The sequence below is a fragment of the Paraburkholderia acidisoli genome, assembly GCF_009789675.1.
Classification (GTDB): domain Bacteria; phylum Pseudomonadota; class Gammaproteobacteria; order Burkholderiales; family Burkholderiaceae; genus Paraburkholderia; species Paraburkholderia acidisoli.
The window spans coordinates 252,655-272,563 of sequence record NZ_CP046914.1; the positions used below are offsets into that span (position 1 = coordinate 252,655).

The window sequence follows — 19,909 nt, forward strand, 5'->3', positions numbered from 1 at the left end:
TTCCTTTTTTATGTGCGTTTTATCCATTGGATGCGCACAGGCCAGGCGCGGGCCGGGTTCTACGCGCCCGGTTAATGTAGGGGTGGAGTTGGCGTGGCTCGTAATATGAAGTGCGGCATGAGACATAAGTTCTGGCTAAGCTGGGGCGACGGGCGTTGCTATGTTTTATTTGACATAATGTAATTTATCGACGTAAATGTTTTTGAGTAGAAAGGTCGAAGCGCGACGGTGGGCAGTACCGCATACGGCCTTGGCCGTACAACTCAAACCGCCGCGTCGCGCGCCACCGTATCGAGCGGTTCCGTGATCGTCAGCAGAATGACGAACGTCACCGCCGAGATCACCGACATGAAGCCGAACACGTAGTCCCAGCCGAAATGATCGAGCAACCATCCGGCGATAAACGGCGTGGCCGCGCCGCCAAGCTGTCCGCCCATATTGACGATCGCATTCGCCAGCGGGAACTTCGCCTTCGCGACGAACGACGTCGGGTAGACCATGTACGCCGAAAAGCCCACGCTGAGCGCCACGCCCGCGAGAAAGATCAGGAATCCGTATAAAACGGGCGAGGCCGGCGACTGGATCAGCACGACCATCATCAACGCGGTCGCCACGGCCGAGAACATCATGCCGGGTTTGCGGCGCTTGCCGAGCGCACGATCCGAAAGCCAGCCGCCCAGAATATTGCCGACCACCGCACCCACCCACGGCGCCGCCGCCACCAAGCCCGTGCCCGCCACGCTGAACTTCTTCACGTTGAGCAGATACGTCGGAATCCACGCGAGCATCACGCTCGAAATGCCGAGCTGGCAGCAGTAGCCGAGCGCGCAGCCGTAGATGTTCCATGACGTGACGACCGCGCGCGTCGTTTCGAGCGGCTTTTCGCGGCGCACGCGCGTGAGGCGGTCGAGCCACGGCATGGCGCGCGTGCGTTCGATACGCATCGCGGCGCCCGCCTGCGGGCTCGCCATGTCGATGAGTTCGCGCTCCGCCTCGTTCACCGCGCGGCTGTCGGCCGGTTTGTCGGCGACCATCAGATACCAGACGATCGAGAACAGCACACCCGGCACCGCGAACACGAGGAAGATCGCCTGCCAGCCCCAGAGCGAAATGATCGCCACGCCCAGGATCGGCGTGATGACGGGGCCGAACTTGACCGCCGAGAGAAACAAGCCCGAGGCCGTGCCCTTCTCTTTCGCCGGAAACCAGCTGTTGATCGTCGCGGCGATGCCGAGCGGCAGCGGTCCTTCGGCGAAACCGAGCGCGAGCCGGCACAGCTTGAGCGAAAAGAGCGAACCGACCACGCCCGTCATCGCGGTGGCGATGGACGTGAGGATCATGGAGATGGGCAGCGCGCGGCGCACGCCGAAGCGCGAGATGATCAACGCGGAAGGCAGTTGCGCGAGCGCATAGGCAATCAGGAACACGCTCACGAGCGCGCCGGCCTCGGCGTTGGTCATCGTGAATTGCTTGCGCAGAAACGGCAGCGCAATGCCGAGATTCGCGCGGTCGGCGGCGGCGACCGTGTAGATCAGGAAAAACAGCGTCGCGACCACCCAGCGATAGCGCGTGGGCCGCGCGGCTGCCGCCAGGGCGTTCGACGCCGGCAATGTCGTGTCTTTTCTCATGTGTCTCGCTCCATCTTTTTTCTATTTTGGTCTGGTGCGCCCTTGTCGGGCGCGATTCAGGCGATTCGCCCTAGGTCAGATCGAAGCCGCGCAGCGTCGCTTCAAGTCCGAGCAGTTCCACGGTCGTCGCGCCCTCGCGAATCTTCGCGCGGAACGCCTGCTCCTTTTCCTCGCGCGCCCGGCTCACCCGGACCACCCGCTCGATATCGTGCTGCGGCACGACGACCACGCCGTCGATATCGCCAATGACGATGTCGCCGGGCTGGATCTGCACGTCGCCGATCGTGACGGGCACGTTGAGCCTGCCCGGCTGATTCTTGCCCGTGCCTTTGATGCAGAGGCCGCGCGCAAACACCGGAAAGCCCTGCTCGATGATCGTGCGAGCGTCGCGCACCGCGCCATGAATGACGAGGCCGGCCAGCCCTTTCTGCAAGGCGAGTTCGGTGAACACGTCGCCCCACGGGCCGGCTTCGAGAAAGCCCTTCGCGTCGACGACGAGCACGTCGCCGGGTTTCACCTTCAGCATCGCGTAGTGCAGCATCAGGTTGTCGCCGGGACGCGTGTCCACGGTGACGGCCGGACCGGCCACGCACATCGACGGATGAATGGGTTTAATGCCGCTGTCGAGCGCGCCATAGGCGCCCTGGGCTTCGTAGACGGTCGCGCTGCCCAGTTCCCGCAGCGCCGCGATCAGGTCGGGGGTTGTCTCGTGACTGCTCATGTTCGTGTTTTGAAATTTGATCGTGCCGTTAGTTTTAGATAAAGTTTCATCGCAATCAAACATCGTTTTCTGAGCTTTAGTTCAATAAAAATGAATCTTCGTCAGGTTCGCTATTTTTGCGCGGTGGTCGAGGCGGGCAGCGCGTCGAGCGCGGCCGCAGCGTTGTACGTCGCGCCCACGGCCATCAGCATGCAGTTGTCCCAGCTCGAGGCGCACCTCGGCGGCGAGTTGTTCGACCGCTCGCGCCGGCCGATGGAACTCACTTCGCTGGGCAAATACTTTTATCCGCGGGCGAAGGAACTGCTCTCGCACGCGGGCCGTCTCGACGACGAGGCGCGCGGGATCGCATCGGGCCAGCGGGGCTGGCTCGGCATTGGTTTCGTGCGTTCGGTGGCGTATTCCGTGTTGCCGGCCGCGGTGCGGCGGTTTCGCGAAAGCTGCCCCGACGTGCATCTGGATCTCGTCGAGGCGCTCTCCGAATATCAGCCCGAGCGCCTGCGGCAAGGCCGCATCGACCTCGGCATTTCGCGCTTCATCGGCTCGCTCGATCCTCATCCGGATCTCGACCACACGGTCATGCTCGACGAGCCGTTCGTCGCCGTCGTGCCGGTGGGCGATCCGCTGGCGAAGCAGCGCGCGGTCACGGCGGCGGAGTTGTCACGCCTGCCGTTCATCCACTATCCGAAAGACTCGCGCAGCCCGTTCGGCCAGCAGTTGCTGACGGCGCTGAAAACCGCGGGAGGCGACCCGCGCGTGGCGCACGAAGCGATCGAAATTCACACCGCGCTCGCGCTCGTGGGCGCGGGACTCGGCGCGACGCTGGTGGGCCGCTCGACGGCGAAAAACAACCGGCGCGACGTGCGCTTCATCCCCGTCAAGGATCTCGAACTGCGCACCAAGCTGGTGATGCTCACGCGCGCGGGCGACGACAACCGGCTGATCGCCACGTTCCGCGACGCGATGTCGGCCACCTGCGGGAAATGAGCGCACACGGATCGCCATCGCACGGATCGGCACGCGACGCGGCGGCGGCCTGCGCATCAAGGTGCGCGCGGGCCGGCGCTTAGCGGCCAACGAGCAAAACGGCCTCGCTACAGCGGCACGGACGTCGCGTGGCCCGCGGCTACCGGCACTTGCGAAATGGCCTCGAGAATGTCCTCGAACGGCGCCGGTTTGACGAAATGCCGACGGAAACCGGCGGCACTCGTGGCGCTACGATCCTCGGCCAGACCGTAGCCGGTGACCGCAATCAGGTCCGTGTTTTCCGTCGACGGATGGCGGCGCAGCGCCCTCGCGAGCTCGCGGCCGTCCATGCCCGGCAGACCGATGTCGAGGATGGCGACGTCGGGGCGAAAGCTCGCGGCGAGATCGATGGCGCTCAGCGCGTCGTGGGTCATGCGCACGTCGTGGCCCTCGATCTCGAGCAGCATCAGCAACGACGTGGCACAGTCCACGTTGTCGTCGGTGATCAGAATGCGCCGGGGCGCGGACCGCGTCCGGCCTTCTTCCGCGTCGCGGCGAGGCGCTTGCGGCAGCGCCTGCGCGCCGATGGCGAGCGGGAAGCGCACCGTGAATTCGGCGCCCTGCCCGGGCCCGTCGGAACGTGCCACCACCGATCCCCCATGCAGCTGGGCCAGTTCCTTCACGAGCGCGAGGCCCACGCCCAGCCCGCCGTCCGCGCGCTCGGCGGCTTTGCGCGATTGCACGAACAGCTCGAAGACATGCGGCAGCTCGTCGGGTTCGATGCCGATGCCGCTATCGGCAATGCGCAGCACCGCGTGGCGCGATTGCGTCTCGAGAGACAGCGCGATGTGGCCGCCAACGGCCGTGTATTTGACCGCGTTCGACAGCAAGTTGCTGATGATCTGCGAGACCCGCACGCCGTCTCCCACGATCAGGCACGGAGCGGGCGTCATCCGCACCGTCGACCGCTGCTGCTTCGCCTGTAGCGCCGGTCGCGCGGCCTCCAGCGCCGCCTCCGTCACGGCGCCGAGATCCAGCAGGCTCTTTTGCAACTCGATATTGCCGCGCGCGATACGGGCGGCGTCGAGCAGGTCGTCGACGAGTCGGCCCAGGTGATCCATCTGGCGGCTCGCCATGCGGAGCGCGTGCGCGTCTTGATCGCTGCCCGGCACGGCGCGCGCCGGGTCCAGCAGCTCGATGGCGTTGCGGATCGGCGCGAGCGGATTGCGCAATTCGTGCGCGAGCGTGGCAAGAAAGCAATCTTGGCGATGGGCCGCGTCGCGCAAGGCCTTTTCGGCAAAATGCAGCCGCAGGAGCGCCCGAATATTCGCGATCAGTTCCTCGGCCTCGACCGGTTCCGAAAGATAGCTGTCCGCTCCGCTCTCCAGCGCGCAAATCTTGTCGCTCGAACGCAGGGCCTGGGCGGATACCTGCAACACGAGCGTCGTGGCGGTTTGCGGGTCGCTCTTGATCTGGCGGCACACGTCGATACCGCTGATGTCGGGGAGTTTGACGTTGAGCAGGACCAGTGCGGGCGCATGGGCGCGAACCGCTTCGAGCGCGCCCCGGCCGTTCCTCGACTCCATGACGTTGAAGCCCGCCTCCCGAAGGATTCGCGATTTTGCGTAGCGTGCGCCTTCGTTGTCGTCGACGTTGAGAATGAGGGGCATGGGCCGTTGCCTGAAGGAAGCGCCTGCGCCTCGCGACCGCGACGGGTTACCGCGGCGAGGCAGGCGCCACCGGACAGCAACCGGCGTGCCGCGTGGTCACGCGTTGCGCGCGACATGCGTGGAATGCCCGGACTGTCCAGGGATGCCCGCACCGGGCTTCAGCGAAGCGTGCCCGTCACCTCTCCCGCGCCCGCAACAGCGCGCGTACGATCGCGCTTCGCTCGACGGGTTTGCTCAAATGCTCGTCGAAGCCGGCCGCCAAGGCGCGCTGCACATCCTGATCGCGCGCCAGCGCGGTGAGTGCGAAAGCTGGCGACGTGACGCCGTCGGCGCGCACGTTGCGAATGAAGTCATAGCCGTCGACGTCGGGCATGCTGATATCGGAGAAAATCGCGTCGAACCGCCGCTGCGAGGCGGCGGCCCGCCCTTCCCGCGCGGAGGTCGCGGCGGTCACGGTCGCGCCCGCGTCTTCGAGCAGAATGCGCAGGCCCTCAAGCGAATCGCGATCGTCCTCGACGATCAGCACATGGCATTCGCCGGCGGCGACGGGCATGGCGTCGATCGACGGCGATACGCTGGTGTCCGGCACCGTGTCTTCGGCAACCGCGGCGGTGGGCAACGTGACCGTGAACGTGGCGCCCAGGCCCGGCCCCTCGCTCTGTGCCTCGATCGTGCCGCCATGGAGCGCGACGAGTTTTTTGGCGATCGCGAGCCCCAGGCCGAGACCGCCATGCTTGCGGGTCAGCGAGCCGTCGGCCTGCATGAACGACGTGAAAATCGCTTCGCGCATTTCCGGGGCGATGCCGTCACCGGTGTCGGCCACCGAAACGACATACGCGCTGCCGGAGCGCGCCAGCCGAACGTCGATCTTGCCCTGCATCGGCGTGTGCCGCAGCGCATTCGAAATGATGTTGTCGAAGATCTGCCGCAGGCGCGTTTCGTCGCCGGAAACGATCGCCTCCGGCTCCAGCGCATACGCCAGCGTGATGTGCTTGCGCTGGGCGAGTTGCTGAAACGACCCGGAATCGGCTTCGAGCACGGCAGCCAGATCGACGCGCTGCCTGTCGATTCCCAGCTTGCCCGCCGCAATGCGGCTCGCGTCGAGCAGATCGTCGACGAGACGGATCTGCCCTTTCACATTGCGCTTGACGACATCAACGCACTGGCGCACGAACGCCGCATCGGTGGGCTTGCGTTCGAGCAGTTCCGTCCAGTTCAGGATCGCATTGAGCGGCGTGCGCAATTCGTGCGAGGCCGTGGCGATGAACGTGTCCTTCATATGCGCTTCGCTTTCGGCTTCGAGGCGCCCGAGCCGCTCGTTCTGGAGCAGCCGGTCGCGATCGTCCTCCGCCTGCTTCTGCCGCGAGATGTCGATCGTGATGCCGTCGAAGCGGTCGGGCGCGCCGTCGGACGAATAGCGCACCGCGCCCTTCGCGCGGATCCAGCGAATCTCGCCTTCGGGCGACATGGCGCGATACTCGATGTCGTAGGGCCGACCTTCGAGGATGGCGGCCTCGACGGCGGCGCGTGTGGCTTCGCGGTCGTCGGGATGAATGCGCGAATAGAAGTACGCGAAATCGATGTCCGTTCCGGGCAGCGTCCAGAAATGCGCGGCGCACTGCGCATTCCAGAAAATGCGGCCGGCCGGCAGCGGCGCGTAAAAGGTGCCGATATCGGCGGCTTCGATCGCCATGGAAAACCGGCTGGCGGTTTCGAGCAAAAGCCGGTTTCCGGCCGTGCCCGGCACGCGGCTGCGCCCGAACGGGCGTCCGCCCGACGCCTGGCCGCGGCTCCCGCTGTCGTCGGCACTCGACGCACTGGCTTCCGCGCCGGGCGATACCTGCAGCACGATCAGGCGCTCGCCTTCGCACCACAGCGGGTAGATGACGATGGTTCGCGAGGCCGCGCTAGCCTGCAAGATCTGCGCGGTTCCGGAGAGCAGCGCGGACTGCGCCGCGTTTTGCAACACCAGCCCGGCTGGCAGCCAGTCTGGCTGGCCCAGCGCGTCGCCGAGTTCGGTCATGTGCATGCCGACCAGCGCACGATTCGTCGTACCCGTGACGCTAACCACTCGCAGGCCAAGATTGAAAATCAGCGAGGGACCCGGTGAACAATGCCCGTCGTCGAGCTTCAATGGGAGGAGCTTGTGCACGCGAAATTCGTCAGTTCGATAAAGAAATAGGGGTGCGCCGTCGCGCGTGTGATTCGGGTGATTCGTATCACCGTTAATGAGGTTTGCAATACGTAGACTCACTCCGGCGCATTATTGATCCGCTGAAATTGCCGTGCATCTTCGCACGCTTTATTGCCGCGAGCATTCACGACGTTCGATTTTTACGACTCACTCTTACGACTCGCTTCCCGAATTCATTCCGGGTTCTATTTGCGGGCGGGCTGCGTCTCGACCATTAGCTGATCTCTCATCGCGCCCTCCCCTTTATTACCGCCACGCGCTCGCAACGCAGGAAAAAATACCGAATACTGAGTTGCGATCGTTCAGCATTTACCGTTCCTCAACTCACTCCGCTTGCCGAACTCCGGCCGTGCCGCGTGCCACGCCTGGCGCTCGCAGGACTGCGCTTTGCGGAACAGCAGATCCCCACACTGACAGGAACCGAGGACATCATGAGCCGTCATGCCCCCACCCAATCGACCCCGACTTCCGCTTCCCGCACGCATCGCGAGGTGGACGCGATCCAGCTTCTCACCGACGACCACCGCGCCGTGCAGAAACTATTCGACGCCTTCGAACAGACCTCGAAGCACGATCTCGAAGCCACGGCCGCGCTCGTGCGGCGTGCGTGCGAAGAGTTGACCGTGCACACGATGATCGAAGAAGAATTGCTCTATCCGGCTGCCAAGGAAGCGCTCGATGACGACGATGCGCCCGATGTCGAGGAAGCGTATGTCGAACACTTTCTCGTCAAGGTGCTGATCGACAAGTTCGCCAGGCTGAAAGCGGGCGAGCCGGGCTTCGAGGCCACGTTCAAGGTGATGAGCGAGATGGTGCGTCATCACATCGAAGAAGAAGAAACGGATCTGTTTCCGAAGCTGCGCAAGTCTCACGCGGATCTCGGCGAACTCGGCAAGAAGATGCTGAAACGGCAGCGCGAACTCGAAGCGAAGCTGCCGAAGGACGCCGGCGACAACACGATGCGACTTCATTGAGGCAGTCGTGCATGCGCCGTGAGGAGCAAAGGCCGCGCTCGGGCGCAGCCCTTGCTTCGTGGCAGTTCCCCTATCCTCACGGAAACGCACCATGCACTGGATCGACCCCGCTCATTTGCCCGAAGTCCGCGGCCGCGTCACCCACTTTCTGCTGAATCCGCACGGCGATATCGACGGACTGGTACTCGACGGCCGCCGCCAGGTGCATACCCCGCCCCACTTGAGCCGCACGATCTCGCGTCATATCGCGCAAGGAGATCGCATTCGCGTGCGTGGCGTCAAGCCGCGCGGCGCGGACATGATCGCCGCCATTCAACTCGTCACGCGGGAAGACCGCGTCATTCTCGACGAGGGTCCGGACCACCCGGCGCATCCGGCGGAGCCCAGAAAACGCAAGCCGATGGAGACGAGCGGCGAGGTGCTGCTCGCGCTCTACGGGCCGCGCGGAGAACTGCGCGGCGCGCTGCTCGAGACCGGGACGTCGCTGCGCATGCCGCCGCATGCCGCCGCCGAACTGACGGCGTATCTGCAACCGGGCGCCCATGTGCAGGCATGGGGCGATGGCATCAAGACGCGGCATGGCGCCACGATCGACGTCAGCGACATCGCCGAGTTGATCGACGCGCAAGGCTGAGCGCGAGGCGCGGCGGATCGCTATCTGTCGCTACACGTGCCAATAGATCGCGCCAGGCCGCGCTCGTCGCACGGTCTGGCGCTTTTGCTAAAGCCATTGCAACGCGCGGGTCGTATGCCCGCGCGGTCATGGCTGCCGCGTGAATCGTATGACGAAGCGCGCAGCCGCTCTCTGTACCGCAACCGAAGCTAGAACGCGCTCTTGACGACGCCGCCGTCGGCCCGCAACGCGGCGCCCGTCGTGGCCGAAGCGAGCGGGCTTGCGACATAGGCCACGAGCGAAGCGACCTCCTGCGGCGAGCCGAATCGCTTGATGAGCGACGTGGGGCGCACCTTCTCGAAGAATTCTTTCTCGAACGCCTCGAACGATTTGCCGTCGGCTTTCGCGAGCGTCTCCACGAACTCGCCCACGCCACGCGACTTCGTCGGCCCCGGCAGCACGCTGTTCACCGTGATACCCGTACCGGCAACCGCCTCGGCGAGCCCGCGCGATACCGCGAGCTGCGCGGTTTTCGTCACACCGTAATGGATCATCTCGGCGGGAATCTGGATGCCGCTTTCGCTCGAGATAAAAATAATGCGCCCCCAGTTCGCGCGCCGCATTGCCGGAAGATACAGGCGGGCGAGACGCACGCCGCTCAGCACATTGACATCGAAAAACCGCTGCCAGTCTTCGTCGGGGATGTCTTCGAATGGCTTGGGCTCGAAGATGCCGAGGTTGTTCACCAGGATCTCCACATCCGGAAAACGCCGCGCGACCTCCTCCGCCGCGGCGGCCGTGCCGAGATCGCCCGCGAAGCCCTGCACGTCGCCGCCGGTTTGCGCTTTCAATTGCGCGACCGCCTCGTCGACGGACGGCTGCGAGCGGCCGTTCACGATCACGCGCGCGCCTTCGTGCGCCAACGTGGTGGCGATCGCGAGACCGATGCCGGCCGTGCTGCCGCTCACCAGCGCGAGTTTGCCTGTCAGTTTCAGGTCCATGTTCGTTCCTTGTTGAGAGTCGATGCAAAAGCGGCGCAATCGCGCTTCACGCAGCGGCGGCCGCCGTGAAAATCAGGTACGCGTGATCGATGCGCCGCCATCGACGAGCGAGGCCGTGCCGGTCACGAACGAGGCGTCGTCGGACGCGAGATACAGCACCGCGCGCGCCAGTTCCTCGGGCTTCGCCACACGCTTGAGCGCATGCAGCCCGGTCACGAACGTCTGCGATTCGTGGCTGTCGTTCATGCCGCGATACATCTCCGTGTCCACCGCGCCCGGCAACACCGCGTTCACGCGCACGCCTTGCGCGCCGTATTCGGCGGCAAGCGCCTGCGTCAGGCCGATCAGGCCGGACTTGCTGGCCGCATAGGCCGCCGTGCCGGGAAACGCGAACGAATACCCCACGAACGTCGACGTGAAGATGATCGACCCGCCGCCTCGCTTCAGCATTGCCGGAATCTGGTGCTTGGCCCCGAGGAAGGCGCTGGTCAGATTGGTGGCGAGCGCGGCGTTCCAGCCCGCCTCGGAAATCTCCGTGGTCGGCCCCATTTCGCCCAGCGTTCCCGCGTTGTTGTAGGCGATATCGAGCCCGCCGAAGCGGCTCACCGCGAACGCGACCAGCGCCTGCGCGAATGCCTCGGACTGCACGTCACCGGCGAGATACGCGGCGCGGCCGCCCGTTTCGGCGATTTCCGCAGCGAGCGCGGCAAGTTCCGCTTCCCGGCGCGCGGCGATCACCACGCTCGCGCCTTCCGCGGCGAACAGCCTGGCGGTGGCCCGGCCGATTCCCGAACTGGCGCCCGTCACGATCGCCACCTTGTTGTCCAAACGTCCCATGAAAATGCTCCGTTCAAAAAGTGAAAGTGCGAGGGTTAGTCCAGGAAGCGCGTGATTGCCGCAATCACCGGGGCGGGCGCTTCCTCCATCAGCCAATGGCCGCTTTCCGGTATGACGAGTTCGGTAACGTCGGTCGCCGCGTTGCGCATCACCAGGGCTTCGTTCGCACCAAACGACTTGCCGCCGCCAATGGCCAGCACCGGCATGGTCAACTTGTGTTCCATCGCTTTCTCGTTCTGCAGCGCGTCCTGATCGATGCTCAGGAACTGCGCGAACGCCGAGTGCATCGCGCCGGGGCGCGCGTACAGCCGCGCATAGTGCTCGCGCGTCGACTCGTCGATTTTTGCGGGATCGCCCGCGAACTCGTTCCAGAACCGGTCGAGATAGATCCGTTCGCGACCCGCCACCAATCGTTCGGCATCCTTACCGCCGAAGTGAAAATGCCACAGCGCGGGCTGGCGGACGATCTGATCCCACGGCGGAATGCCTGGCACCGGCGCGTCCATCACGACCAGCCGGTCGGTCTTGTCCGGATAGCGCGCGGCATACGCGTAGGCGACCATCGTGCCGATATCGTGACCCACGATCGCGGCGTGGTCGATGCCCAGCGAGGTCAGCACGGCGCGAATGTCGGCCGCCTGATTCCATTTGTCGTAACCGCCGGCCGGATGCGACGACAGGCCCATGCCACGCAGGTCCGGCACGATCACGGTATGGGTCCTGGCGAGTTGCGCGGCCAGCGGCGACCACATGTCGCCGGTATCGCCGAATCCGTGGATCAGCACGACGGCGGGCCCGTGGCCGCCTGTCACGACATGCAGCATCGCATCCTGAGCCGGAATGTTCATCGCCTTGAACGAATCGGGAAACGGCTGAACGCGGGCCGCCGCCGGCAACGCCGGCGCCAGCGTGAGCGCGAAGAGCATCGAGAATACGGCAAGCTTGCGAAACATGATCGGCACCTGTCCCTGCGGGGGAAGGTCACCTGACCGTCGCGGGCTGCCCGTGGGAATGGCGTGAGTATGGGCTTGCGCAATCTGCCGGAGTAGCCTTCAATTCCCACACCAGCATTTCGGAAAAGCCGAACAATCATGAAACTCGAAGGGATTGCCACGTTCGTGTCCGTGGTGGAAAGCGGTTCGCTGAGCGAGGCCGCGCGGCGCCTGCGAGTTTCGCGCTCGGTGGTCAGCGAACGGCTGGTGGAACTGGAAAAAACGCTGGGCGCGAGTCTGTTGCAGCGGACCACGCGCAAGCTGACCGTGACCGAAGACGGCAAGGCGTTCTTTGCCCGGGCGATCCGCATTACGCGCGAAGTGGAGGAAGCCAGCGCCGATCTGGCCGAGCGCCGCGGCGCGCTCAGCGGCCCGTTGCGCATCTCCGCGCCGGTCACCTTCGGGCGGATGCATCTGGGGCCGGCGCTCTACGCCTTTCTCGCGCGGCACCCGGAAATACGTCTCACGCTGGATCTGGACGACCGCCGCGTGGACGCTGGCGCGGACGGCTTCGACGCCGTCATCCGTCATGGCGCGCTGCCCGACGCCTACCTCGTGGCCTGGCAACTGGCGACCAGCAAGCGCGTGCTGGTCGCCGCGCCGTCGTATCTCGCCCAAGCGGGGCGCCCCGCCTCCCTCGCCGAACTGGAAGGACACCGCGGGATCTTCTACCTGAACCGCGGCCGCGCCGACTGGCGCTTCGTCCAGCACGGGCAGACCACGGTCGTACCCGGCCGCTCCGGCCTCGTGCTGAACAACGGCGACATGATGCGCGACGCCGCCATCGCCGGGCTGGGTATCGCGCTGCTGCCCATGTTCATCGTGGGCGACGCGCTTCGGTCCGGCGCGTTGACATCGCTCGATATCGGCATCGAGGCGGAAACGGAATTCATCTATATCGCGCACGCCGACGGCCAGAATCCCTCCGCGAAACTGCGCGCGCTGGCGGCGTGGTTGCGGGAAGCCTTCGGCAGCCCGCCGTACTGGGAAACCACATAAGGCCGGGGATCGCGCGCGACGTTCGCGAGACGGCGGGAAGCCCAGCGATCCGATCGATGCCGCCCAATGACAGTGCGTGAAGCCACCCATCGAGGTGCACGCACTCGCAGACGCAACGCGTGCTTGCCCTATCGTTGTGAAGACAACGTTTGCCCTTCACGCGCGAACCTGCGCGCGATTGGCGCGGCTTTTGCGTGGCTTTGTCATCAAAGCTACATAGGAGTCACCGCATGTCGAACCCGCAGGCCATCGTCGATCTCACGCATGAAGTCAAACGCCTCGCGACGAGCAAGATCAGCGACATCAACGATATCAATCGCGAAACCACGTTTCTCGCGCTCAACGCGCTGATCGAGGCGGCGCGCGCGGGCAATGCGGGCAAGGGCTTCGCCGTGGTGGCGAATCAGGTCAAGCAGGTCTCGCGGCGCATCGGCGACATCACCGCCGATCTGAACAAGGATCTCGCGGGTTCGCTCGCCACGCTCACGCAACTCGGCGACAGCATGATCGAGCGCCTGCGTTCGCACGACGGCCAGCGTTGCGCCGATCTCGCGCTCAACATGATCGACGTGATCGACCGCAATCTCTACGAGCGTTCGTGCGACGTCCGCTGGTGGGCCACCGATTCGGCCGTGGTCGAATGTCTCGCGCATGCGCAGACGCATGCCGCCGATCACGCCTGCGAACGCCTCTCGGTCATCCTCGACAGCTACACGGTGTATCGCGACATCTGGGTGCTGGACGAGCGCGGCACGGTGATCGCGAACGGACGCCCCGCGCAATACGCGGTGCGCGGCCAGAACGTCGCGAACGCGGAATGGTTCAAGGCCGCGATGAGAACGCAGTCCGGCGCGGACTACGCGGCCAGCGACGTGGAAGCGCTGCCCCTGCTGCGCGACGCGCAAGTCGCCACCTATTCCACGGCCATCCGCGCGGGCGGCCTCGCCAAGGGTCGCGTGCTGGGCGCGCTGGTGATTTTCTTCGACTGGGCGCCGCAAGCGGGCGCGGTGGTGAACGGCGTGCGGCTGAGCGAGGAAGAATGGCAGCGCACGCGTTGCCTGATCGTGGATTCGAAGTCGCGCGTGATCGCCGCGTCGAATGGCAAGGGCACGCTCAACGAGCGCTTCATGTTGCAAACGGAAGGCCGCCAGAGCGGCTTTTATCGCGCCATCGACGGCACGATCGTGTCGTTCGCCGCCACGCCCGGCTACGAAACATACCGGGGCTTGGGCTGGTACGGCGTGATCTGCCAGAAGCCGGCTTGAGCGGCGCGAGCCAGGCGCCCGTTCGATCGAATGCGGCGCGGGCTTCGCTCGCCTCGTGGCGGGGCGAGCGAAGCCAATGCGGATGAACGTACGCTGCGGCGAGCGCTCAGTTGCGCTCAGTTGCGCCCGGCCATCACGCCGCCGTCCACGTCCCAGATCGCGCCGGTCACCCACGCGGCTTTATCCGAGAGCAGGAATACGACGACCTCGGCCACGTCGCGCGGCGTGCCCACGCGGCCGATCGGATGAAAGCCGTTGAAGCCTTGCAGCGCGTCATGCACTTCGGCTTTCGGAATGAAGCCTTCGTAGATGGGCGTTTGCACCACGGCCGGCGAGACCGCGTTGACGCGGATCCGCTGCCCGGCCAGTTCCATCGCGAGATGCTGCGTGAGCGAGTGCAGCCCGGCCTTCGCCATCGAATACGCCGAGGAAGGCGTGGCCGCGATCGCCTGCTTCGCCCACATCGAACCGATATTGACGATCGCGCCCGGCCGCGCGGCGGCGACCAGATTGGCCGCCACCTTCTGCGTGACGAAGAAGAACGCCTTGTTCAGCTTCATGTACTGGTCGTAGTCGGCGTCCCGATGTTCGAGGAACGGCTTGGGGAAAAACACGCCGGCCGCGTTGACGAGCAGGTCGATGTCGGCATGCTGCGCGTCGATGGCCTCGAGCAGCGCGGCGAGCCCGGCGTCGCTCGCGAGGTCGGCGGTCAGCGCCCACACCTGGCCGAGCGCGGCCAGTTCCTTGCGCGCCGCCTCGGCCTTTTCCGCGCGATTGCCGACGATCACCACGCTGCCGCCTTCGGCCAGCACCTCGCGCGCCGTTTCCAGACCCATGCCGCTCGTGCCGCCGACGACGAGCAGTTTTCTGCCCTTGAATGCGTTGCTCATAATGAATCCCTCTCAATGGGCCTGCCGCTCGCGAAGCGTGCGCTCGCAGGCCGCCTGGTTGAAAAATGCAGGACAGGCAACGTGGTGTCGATGAATAGAAAACCTATGCATTCGACTCCGCTCCGCCAGATCGCGCGGATTAGCGGATTTCACGGCTTGATCCTGTTTCTGATGAGCGATTCTTCGCGGTTTCTCTGTCGCTCGCAAACGAGATAAAGTGTCGATAATTGAAAGAAAATCTTTATCGCCATCGACATGAAATCGCCCGTGTATCTGAACGCGCTGCGCGCCTTCGAAGCCAGCGCGCGCCACGAAAGCTTTTCGGCCGCCGCCGCCGAGCTGAACGTCACGCCCGCCGCCGTCGGCCAACTCGTGCGCTCGCTCGAAAGCTGGCTCGGCACGCCGCTGTTTCTGCGCGGTACGAGCGGCAAGTCGCGCCTCGTCCCCACCGAGATCGCAGAACGCGCGTTGCCCGACCTGCGCGCGGGATTCGACCGGCTGGCGCTGGGCATGGACCGGCTGCGCGAGCATTCGGCGAGCGGTGTGCTCACGGTCACGGTGAGTCCCGCGTTCGCGGCCAAGTGGCTGCTGCCGCGCATCGACCGGTTTCAGAGCGCATGCCCCGACACCGATCTGCGCCTCGACACCAGCCTCAAGCCCGTCGATTTCATCGCGCAACGCGTGGACTTGGGCGTGCGTTACGGCACGGGCAACTGGCCCGGGCTCGCGGCGCACAAGCTGATGGACGAAGAGGTGTATCCGGTGTGTTCGCGCGCGCTGGCGGGCGGCCGGACGCGCCTGCGCAAGCCCGCCGACCTCGCGCGCGCCACGCTGCTGCACGATGTGTCGATGGAGGGCCACGCGAGCTTCCCGACGTGGCAGGCATGGTTGCAGATGGCGGGGGTGAAAGGCGTCGACACGCGACGCGGGATGAGGATCAACAACTCGGCGGCGGTGCTGCAAGCCGCGATCGAAGGTCACGGCGTCGCGCTCGCGCGCAGCGTGATGGTGCGCGACGATCTCGCGAGCGGGCGGCTCGTGCGGCTCTTCCCCGAGATCCGCTTCGTCTCGCCGCTCGCGTACTACGTGGTGTATCGGCCCGAATGCGAGAGCCTGCCGAGGCTCGCCGGCTTCCGCGACTGGCTGCTCGCGGAGGCGGCCGCGGCAGCGCCGCTCGCCTAACGGCGCGCGCAGTCCGAAGCCGGAGCGAATCCAGCGCAAAACCGGCGCCGATCAAGCGCAGCCTTGGCCCGACTCGCAAAAGAAAAAGGCTTGAATCCGCGCCGATTCAAACCAGCAACTGCCGCGCGAGGATCTCGCGCGCCTGCGTGACCGTTTCGCTTTCGCCCAACGCGGGCGGCGTGAGCGAAAACACCGCCGAGGTGAGCGCGGGCAGTTGGTGCCGCGTGCCGAGCTTCACGAGCCCCTCGCCGATCGCCGACGCGCACAGGCAGCCCACGCCCAGCCCCGCGGCCAGCAGCGACTGCAACCCGGCCACACCCGAGGCGCTATGGACCATCACGTAAGGCATCTGGCGCACGTCGAGCGCGTGCACGGCGACCTGATGCGCCACGCAGTCTTCGGGCAACAACACGAGCGGCAGCGGCGTGGGCAGCGACTCCGCGAGCGCGGGCGACGCGACCCAATGCAGCGGCTCGCGGCGCAGCACCCAGCGCGTGTCGCCCGGCGCGGCGCGCACCGGACCGCCCTCGATATGCATCACCACGCCCAGGTCGATCTGCCCGCGCGCGAGCGCCAGTTCGATCTCGCCGCTCTTCGCCGAACTCACGTGCAGGCCCAGTTGCGGATAGCACTCGCGCAGGCGCGCGAGCATGCCCGCGACCTCGTGCGTGCGGAAATATTCGCTGATCCCCACGCGCAATTCGCCCCGGATCGACTGGCCGCGCGCCTCGTCGAAGGCGGCTTCGTTGAGCGCCACGATGCGGCGCGCCTGTTCCAGCAAGCGCAAGCCGGCCGGCGTCGTGGCGACGCCGCGCTTGCTGCGCACGAACAAGGGCACGCCCGCGCGCGCTTCGAGCTTGCGCATCTGCTCGCTCACCGTCGATTGCGAGAGATGCAGGGCGGGCGCGGCCGCCGTGAGGCTGCCCACCTCGGCAACCACGGTAAACGTGCGCAACTGGTCGAGTTCGAAACCGCGCATGAAGGCGCTCCGGGTATCCATCGGGAAAGTCGATGGATATTACCAGTATTTCCCGCTTTTCCGCTGACGCGACTGCGGTGAGAATGCACGCTCGGCCTGGCGTCGCCAGCCAACGCACAGGGTTACCCGCATGAATGACAACACCGTACACGCCGCGCCGCCTTCGGCCGCCCCGATCCGCGAGGCCGCGCGCGAACGCACGCATGAAACCGCGCACGCAAGTGCCCGTGACAGCACGCGCAGCCACCACGGCTGGGCGCTCGTGGTCCTGCTCGTGGGCGCGCTGCTGCCGCCCGTCGATTACTTCATCGTCAATCTCGCCCTGCCCGCCATTCACGGCGGCCTCGGCGCAAGCAGCGCGCAGTTGCAGCTGGTCGTGTCGGCGTATGCATGCGCGAACGCCGTCGCGCAGATCACGGGCGGCCGGCTCGGCGACCTGTACGGCCGCAAGCGCATGTTCATGATCGGCATGGCGGGCTTCGTGCTCGCCTCGGCCATTTGCGGCCTCGCGCCAAGCGGCGACGTGCTGGTCGGCGGACGCATCCTGCAAGGGCTGTTCGCCGCCGTGCTCGCGCCGCAGGTGCTCGCGACCATCCGCAGCGTCTTCACGCCGCACGAACAGATTCGCGTGATGGGCTTCTACGGCTTCGTGTTCGGCGTCGCGGCCGTGATCGGCCAGCTAGGCGGCGGCGCGCTCATCAGCCTGCATCCCTACGGGCTCGGCTGGCGCGCGATCTTTCTCGTGAATCTGCCGATCGGTCTGCTCGCGCTCGCGGGAAGCTGGCGCTTCATTCCCGAAAGCCGCCCGCAAACCCACGCGCGCATCGACCTGCCCGGCTCCGCACTGCTCTCGCTGTTCCTGCTGATGATCGTGTACCCGCTCACGCAGGGCCGCGAAAACGGCTGGCCCGCCTGGATGCTCGCGTGTCTCGCGCTCGCCGCGCCCATGCTCGCGCTGCTGCTGCACGTCGAGCGGCGCACGCTCGCGGCGGGCAGCGATCCGTTGCTCGACGTGCGGCTGTTTCGCAATCCCGTGGTCGCGCTCGGCCTCACGCTCGCGTTTCTGTTTTACATGCTCAGCGCGTTTTTCCTCAGCTATGGCATCTATCTGCAAGGCGCGTTGCAGTGGTCGCCGCTGCTCTGCGGCATCGCGATTCTGCCGTTCGGGTTGGGCTTTCTCGGCAGTCCGCTGCTGATGCCGCGGCTCGTCGCGCGCTTCGGCAGTTATCGCGTGCTCACGCTCGGCTTCGCGCTGATCGCGACCGGTTTGAGCACCGCAGCCGCGCTCGCGCATACCGGCGCGCCGGGCGCGGGCTTCTATCTGGGTCTCGCGGCAATGGGCATCGGTCAGGGGCTCGTGCTGCCTTCGGTCGTGCGCATCGTGCTCGCGGAAGTGGAACCCGCGCGCGCGGGCGTGGCGGCGGGCATGGTCACGGCGATGCTGCAGATCGGCGCGGCGGTGGGCGCAGCGAGCTTTGGCGGGCTGTTCTTCGCACGGCTCGGCGCGCATCCCGCAAGCGCCGACTATCCGGCCGCGTTCCGCACCGCGATGTTCGCGCTCGTGGTCGTGCTCTGGGGCTGCATGCTGCTCTCGATGCGGCTGCCTACCTTGCACCGGCGGGCAATGGCGCAGCGCTGAGCGATTGGGACGGCGCGCCTCGTTCAGGCGGATGAGCGGGCGCCGCGCCCGCGCACCTTCACGCGAAACGCCACAGCCCGTGCAACTCGACCGCGCCGATCTTCTCGCGCCGCACGCGCTGCATCTCCTCCTCGGCAATTTCGAGCGCCTGCTGCACGCCGAGAAAGCGCACCGCCACGCTGCCCGCGCAGGCGCCCTCGTAGCGCGCCGTGCCGTCGCGGAAGGCGTAATCGCCGCACACGGCGTCGCGCGTGCGGTCGGCGAGCGCGCGGGCAATGCGGATCGCCTCGTCGAAGTCGGCCGGACCGGGCGCGATCAGCGCGAATTCGTCCCAGTCCACGCGCGCGAGGAACGCCCTCGTGCCCGCGGATTCGGCCAGCCGGCTCACGCAGGCGCGCAGGAATTGCTCGCCGGCCGCGTAGCCCATGCGCGCGCGAATTTCCTTGATACCGTCGAGTTCGAGCAGGCACACGACCACATACGAGCCGTCGCGCGAGGCGCTCGCGAGCCGCGCGCCGAGTTCCTCGGCCAGCGCCTTGCGATTGGGCAAGCCGCTCATTTCGTCGAGCCGCGCCTGGCGCTGCAGATGCTCGTTCGTCAGCCTCAACTGTTCGAGCAATTGCTCGCGCTCCAGATGCTCGGAAATCAGTTTCGCGAATACATTCAGCGCACTGCGCGCGCGCGAACTCACTTCGCGGCTGTCTCGGCTGATTCCGCATAACGTGCCGATAATCGCGCCATTACCGGCGCAAACCGGCACGCTCGCATAAGTCTGAATGCCAAGCGCCGATGCCGCACGCGAATCGCCCCAGATTTCGCGCACGTTATTCACCACGCGCCGCCCGCTTTCGATACAGCGCTTACACAGCGTATCGAACCACGGCGCCTCCAGACCTTCGGGCACGGTGAGGTCGCCGCTATTGAGCGCATAGACGACAGTCTGGACTTCGCGCGTGAAATCGATCGAGGTGAGATACGTCGATTCGAGGCCGGTCAAGACTTCCAGCATCTCCAGAACGGGCCGGACGAGCGCTTCGAGGCTGTCCGCTTCCGCCAGGCTCTGCGAGAGCCGTTCGATTGTTTCATCCATGCGAGGTAATCCGGAGCTTGCGCGACATATTTAATTCTAGCTGCGAAATCGGGGGCGTCATTATTTTAAATCCGGCTGGCGGCGACTTTCGTTCGTCTTGAGAACGGCTAATTGCCAGACACTCCCGCTCGGGCAATGCGCATTGAATAACGAAGCAGTGAATGGCATTGCGAAAAACGCATAAAAAACCACGCAATCACGGTAATCAATACCGCTGAAACGCTTTAGCCGCCTTTAAGTGAACATGACGCCAGCCATGACGAAACATTGGC

Annotated in this window: 17 protein-coding genes; 7 read left to right on the top strand and 10 right to left on the bottom strand. The window is 65.6% G+C overall.

The genetic code is table 11. The features are described 5' to 3' along the window. Positions 1–263: 263 nt before the first annotated feature. Together FAZ98_RS15415 and FAZ98_RS15420 are read right to left on the bottom strand one after the other, a co-directional pair. Positions 264–1,628 carry an MFS transporter gene (locus FAZ98_RS15415; protein ID WP_158952186.1) on the bottom strand — a complete coding sequence of 455 codons (1,365 nt, stop codon included), beginning with the start codon at positions 1,626–1,628 and terminating at the stop codon, positions 264–266. A 70-nt stretch (positions 1,629–1,698) separates the two neighbouring features. Continuing rightward, positions 1,699–2,349 carry a 4-carboxy-4-hydroxy-2-oxoadipate aldolase/oxaloacetate decarboxylase gene (locus FAZ98_RS15420; protein WP_158952187.1) on the bottom strand — a complete coding sequence of 217 codons (651 nt, stop codon included), beginning with the start codon at positions 2,347–2,349 and terminating at the stop codon, positions 1,699–1,701. A 90-nt stretch (positions 2,350–2,439) separates the two neighbouring features. Between FAZ98_RS15420 and FAZ98_RS15425 the strand changes: the two genes are divergently transcribed. Continuing rightward, positions 2,440–3,333: a LysR family transcriptional regulator gene (locus FAZ98_RS15425; RefSeq protein WP_158952188.1), complete on the top strand. Its 894-nt coding sequence runs from the start codon at positions 2,440–2,442 to the stop codon at positions 3,331–3,333. A 107-nt stretch (positions 3,334–3,440) separates the two neighbouring features. Here the strand turns inward: FAZ98_RS15425 and FAZ98_RS15430 are convergent, their stop codons facing one another. Then, the gene (locus FAZ98_RS15430) at positions 3,441–4,982 is read right to left on the bottom strand and encodes a response regulator (protein ID WP_158952189.1); all 1,542 of its coding nucleotides are present in this window, start codon (positions 4,980–4,982) and stop codon (positions 3,441–3,443) included. A gap of 175 nt (positions 4,983–5,157) precedes the next feature. Then, positions 5,158–7,134: an ATP-binding response regulator gene (locus FAZ98_RS15435; protein ID WP_158952190.1), complete on the bottom strand. Its 1,977-nt coding sequence runs from the start codon at positions 7,132–7,134 to the stop codon at positions 5,158–5,160. Positions 7,135–7,607: 473 nt separating this feature from the next. Between FAZ98_RS15435 and FAZ98_RS15440 the strand changes: the two genes are divergently transcribed. Beyond that, positions 7,608–8,150 (top strand): hemerythrin domain-containing protein, encoded by a 543-nt coding sequence (locus FAZ98_RS15440; RefSeq protein WP_158952191.1) that lies wholly within the window; start codon positions 7,608–7,610, stop codon positions 8,148–8,150. Positions 8,151–8,241: 91 nt separating this feature from the next. Continuing rightward, positions 8,242–8,784 carry a hypothetical protein gene (locus FAZ98_RS15445; RefSeq protein ID WP_158952192.1) on the top strand — a complete coding sequence of 181 codons (543 nt, stop codon included), beginning with the start codon at positions 8,242–8,244 and terminating at the stop codon, positions 8,782–8,784. A 188-nt stretch (positions 8,785–8,972) separates the two neighbouring features. Here FAZ98_RS15445 and FAZ98_RS15450 read toward each other — a convergent pair whose 3' ends face one another. The 3 genes from FAZ98_RS15450 to FAZ98_RS15460 all read right to left on the bottom strand — a co-directional run bounded on the left by FAZ98_RS15450 (position 8,973) and on the right by FAZ98_RS15460 (position 11,554). Further along, positions 8,973–9,764 (bottom strand): SDR family NAD(P)-dependent oxidoreductase, encoded by a 792-nt coding sequence (locus FAZ98_RS15450; protein ID WP_158952193.1) that lies wholly within the window; start codon positions 9,762–9,764, stop codon positions 8,973–8,975. Positions 9,765–9,836: 72 nt separating this feature from the next. Beyond that, on the bottom strand, positions 9,837–10,601 hold the full coding sequence (locus tag FAZ98_RS15455) for an SDR family oxidoreductase (protein WP_158952194.1): 765 nt from the start codon (positions 10,599–10,601) through the stop codon (positions 9,837–9,839). A gap of 35 nt (positions 10,602–10,636) precedes the next feature. Next, complete coding sequence (locus FAZ98_RS15460) at positions 10,637–11,554, bottom strand: alpha/beta fold hydrolase (RefSeq protein WP_158952195.1); 918 nt, start codon at positions 11,552–11,554, stop codon at positions 10,637–10,639. Between the two features lie 138 nt (positions 11,555–11,692). Between FAZ98_RS15460 and FAZ98_RS15465 the strand changes: the two genes are divergently transcribed. Both FAZ98_RS15465 and FAZ98_RS15470 read left to right on the top strand, forming a co-directional pair. After that, positions 11,693–12,592, top strand: a complete 900-nt coding sequence (locus tag FAZ98_RS15465; RefSeq protein ID WP_233272777.1) for a LysR family transcriptional regulator — start codon at positions 11,693–11,695, stop codon at positions 12,590–12,592. A gap of 230 nt (positions 12,593–12,822) precedes the next feature. Further along, on the top strand, positions 12,823–13,857 hold the full coding sequence (locus FAZ98_RS15470) for a methyl-accepting chemotaxis protein (RefSeq protein ID WP_158952196.1): 1,035 nt from the start codon (positions 12,823–12,825) through the stop codon (positions 13,855–13,857). A 116-nt stretch (positions 13,858–13,973) separates the two neighbouring features. On the opposite strand, the gene FAZ98_RS15475 is transcribed toward FAZ98_RS15470, so the two are convergent. Beyond that, the gene (locus tag FAZ98_RS15475) at positions 13,974–14,747 is read right to left on the bottom strand and encodes an SDR family NAD(P)-dependent oxidoreductase (protein WP_158952197.1); all 774 of its coding nucleotides are present in this window, start codon (positions 14,745–14,747) and stop codon (positions 13,974–13,976) included. A 255-nt stretch (positions 14,748–15,002) separates the two neighbouring features. Here FAZ98_RS15475 and gcvA point away from each other — a divergent pair, with 255 nt between their 5' ends. Continuing rightward, positions 15,003–15,929, top strand: coding sequence for a transcriptional regulator GcvA (gene gcvA / locus FAZ98_RS15480; RefSeq protein WP_158952198.1), 927 nt, complete (start codon positions 15,003–15,005; stop codon positions 15,927–15,929). 106 nt (positions 15,930–16,035) lie between these two features. Here gcvA and FAZ98_RS15485 read toward each other — a convergent pair whose 3' ends face one another. Next, positions 16,036–16,908, bottom strand: coding sequence for a LysR family transcriptional regulator (locus FAZ98_RS15485; protein WP_158953933.1), 873 nt, complete (start codon positions 16,906–16,908; stop codon positions 16,036–16,038). Between the two features lie 130 nt (positions 16,909–17,038). On the opposite strand from FAZ98_RS15485, the gene FAZ98_RS15490 reads away from it, so the two are divergent. Beyond that, complete coding sequence (locus FAZ98_RS15490) at positions 17,039–18,547, top strand: MFS transporter (RefSeq protein WP_158952199.1); 1,509 nt, start codon at positions 17,039–17,041, stop codon at positions 18,545–18,547. 58 nt (positions 18,548–18,605) lie between these two features. Here the strand turns inward: FAZ98_RS15490 and FAZ98_RS15495 are convergent, their stop codons facing one another. Next, positions 18,606–19,637, bottom strand: coding sequence for a GGDEF domain-containing protein (locus FAZ98_RS15495; protein WP_158952200.1), 1,032 nt, complete (start codon positions 19,635–19,637; stop codon positions 18,606–18,608). Positions 19,638–19,909: the final 272 nt, after the last annotated feature.

Excerpts from the sequence above, each read along its gene's own strand:
- FAZ98_RS15450 (WP_158952193.1), bottom strand. The coding sequence starts at position 9,764 with ATGGACCTGAAACTGACAGGCAAACTCGCGCTGGTGAGCGGCAGCACG.
- FAZ98_RS15425 (WP_158952188.1), top strand. The coding sequence starts at position 2,440 with ATGAATCTTCGTCAGGTTCGCTATTTTTGCGCGGTGGTCGAGGCGGGC.
- FAZ98_RS15495 (WP_158952200.1), bottom strand. The coding sequence starts at position 19,637 with ATGGATGAAACAATCGAACGGCTCTCGCAGAGCCTGGCGGAAGCGGAC.
- FAZ98_RS15430 (WP_158952189.1), bottom strand. The coding sequence starts at position 4,982 with ATGCCCCTCATTCTCAACGTCGACGACAACGAAGGCGCACGCTACGCA.
- FAZ98_RS15460 (WP_158952195.1), bottom strand. The coding sequence starts at position 11,554 with ATGTTTCGCAAGCTTGCCGTATTCTCGATGCTCTTCGCGCTCACGCTG.
- FAZ98_RS15420 (WP_158952187.1), bottom strand. The coding sequence starts at position 2,349 with ATGAGCAGTCACGAGACAACCCCCGACCTGATCGCGGCGCTGCGGGAA.
- FAZ98_RS15490 (WP_158952199.1), top strand. The coding sequence starts at position 17,039 with ATGAATGACAACACCGTACACGCCGCGCCGCCTTCGGCCGCCCCGATC.
- gcvA (WP_158952198.1), top strand. The coding sequence starts at position 15,003 with ATGAAATCGCCCGTGTATCTGAACGCGCTGCGCGCCTTCGAAGCCAGC.
- FAZ98_RS15445 (WP_158952192.1), top strand. The coding sequence starts at position 8,242 with ATGCACTGGATCGACCCCGCTCATTTGCCCGAAGTCCGCGGCCGCGTC.
- FAZ98_RS15440 (WP_158952191.1), top strand. The coding sequence starts at position 7,608 with ATGAGCCGTCATGCCCCCACCCAATCGACCCCGACTTCCGCTTCCCGC.
- FAZ98_RS15475 (WP_158952197.1), bottom strand. The coding sequence starts at position 14,747 with ATGAGCAACGCATTCAAGGGCAGAAAACTGCTCGTCGTCGGCGGCACG.
- FAZ98_RS15485 (WP_158953933.1), bottom strand. The coding sequence starts at position 16,908 with ATGCGCGGTTTCGAACTCGACCAGTTGCGCACGTTTACCGTGGTTGCC.
- FAZ98_RS15455 (WP_158952194.1), bottom strand. The coding sequence starts at position 10,601 with ATGGGACGTTTGGACAACAAGGTGGCGATCGTGACGGGCGCCAGTTCG.
- FAZ98_RS15415 (WP_158952186.1), bottom strand. The coding sequence starts at position 1,628 with ATGAGAAAAGACACGACATTGCCGGCGTCGAACGCCCTGGCGGCAGCC.
- FAZ98_RS15470 (WP_158952196.1), top strand. The coding sequence starts at position 12,823 with ATGTCGAACCCGCAGGCCATCGTCGATCTCACGCATGAAGTCAAACGC.
- FAZ98_RS15465 (WP_233272777.1), top strand. The coding sequence starts at position 11,693 with ATGAAACTCGAAGGGATTGCCACGTTCGTGTCCGTGGTGGAAAGCGGT.